Raw genomic sequence first — 1351 nt, 5'->3', positions numbered from 1 at the left:
GTGTTACTGTTTTTTCAACTTGAGACTCCAAAAAGTTTTCTGCACCACTAAGCTTCCTGGTACACAGCGTGTCATTCCAGTCTTTACCTTTAGGTTTAACTCGCTGGGCGTGATGTAACTGTTCCATGATGATTCGCACCGTTTCACTGTCAAACTCATCATTGGGATGGGCAACTTCTACATGAGCAACAGTGCTGAGAAAATCCACGGGTAGACTCTTATGGCTATCTACTGCCATGTACATTGTTCGCTCTGGATTTCCTTGCTTTTCAATGATGGACAGACTAGCCAATGAAAGTACCTCAATGGGTGATTTACACAACACAACTTTTTGAATTTCCCCCTTTGGTGGTTGTCCCAGTTTGAAGTGAAACCATCCTTCAGTGCGCTTGCTTAGAGTCACATATCCTTGACCTTCTCCTCTTGTTTTCATCGAAAATGCACCTTTGGTTTCACCGTCCAGATCCCGGATGAGAAACACGGCGTTTTGTTGCTCGTCAGCATAAACTAAACCTTGCTCATGAACGGCTTGCACAAAATTGGGTAGTATTCCACAGTTCTGGGTCAGGTAATTATGTACTGCTTGCCATTGGCGCTCGTCTGCTGCTGGCGGGACAAACTTGGGTCTGGGTTCAAACTGGGCAATTTCAGTAGCTATTTTGCGAAATTGGGCGATGATTGCCCTCTTCACCCCGATTTCACCAAAATTATCATGCAGCCATGTGTAAGCTTGCTGATCATCACATTGGTTAACGTGCATCACTAATTCAATGGCGGTACTACCGTTGAACAGTCTAGGGGAAGCATTTGAGGATAGGGCGTTGTTGAACAATAATTCTTTCTCTATCTGCTGTACCTCTCCAACTCCAAAAGCTTTGATGGGGGCAAACTCATAAAATTTGCAATCATTGATATTGATGATGTGTCCGTGACCCCTCCAAATCCCCGGCTGCTGATGGTCACGGTCTAATCCTAACTCCCAAGCCACATCCTCCAAGGGTAAGTCGTGCAGGAGTTGTTTTTGCTGTTGCAGCATTAAGTTTTCTGCTTCCAGTTTTTGCCTGAGTTTTTCACTAGCGATCGCGCTTTGATGCGCCCATCGCTCATGTTCGATAGCACGTTGACGATCCGCTAACTGATGCTCAAGTTGTTGAATCACTGGGTCATCCTGAATGCGTTTATATAATTGCTGTGCCGTTTCTCCAGGCTGGGGTGCTAATCGTGCCAATTCCAAACTCAAAGGTTGACTGTTAACTGCTTGGTAATATTCCTTAATTTTGGTATGTGTGGCTTTACTCAGTAAACCAAAAAGTTTTTAAGAGAAGAGCGATCGCTAAAATACTTATATCTT

The 1351-nt window shown here is 44.3% G+C and carries 1 protein-coding gene; it reads right to left on the bottom strand.

What is annotated here, in order from left to right:
* The coding region (locus tag ACM0OS_RS28895) for a DUF3991 domain-containing protein (RefSeq protein ID WP_414546606.1) at positions 1-1228 on the bottom strand (1228 nt) is incomplete at its 3' end.
* Positions 1229-1351 lie beyond the last annotated feature (123 nt).

It is taken from the genome of Nostoc sp. CCY0012 (assembly GCF_963920855.1).
Taxonomy (GTDB): Bacteria; Cyanobacteriota; Cyanobacteriia; order Cyanobacteriales; family Nostocaceae; genus Cyanocohniella.
Note: the sequence above shows the minus strand (reverse complement) of the source record. Positions and strands in the feature narration are given on the sequence as shown.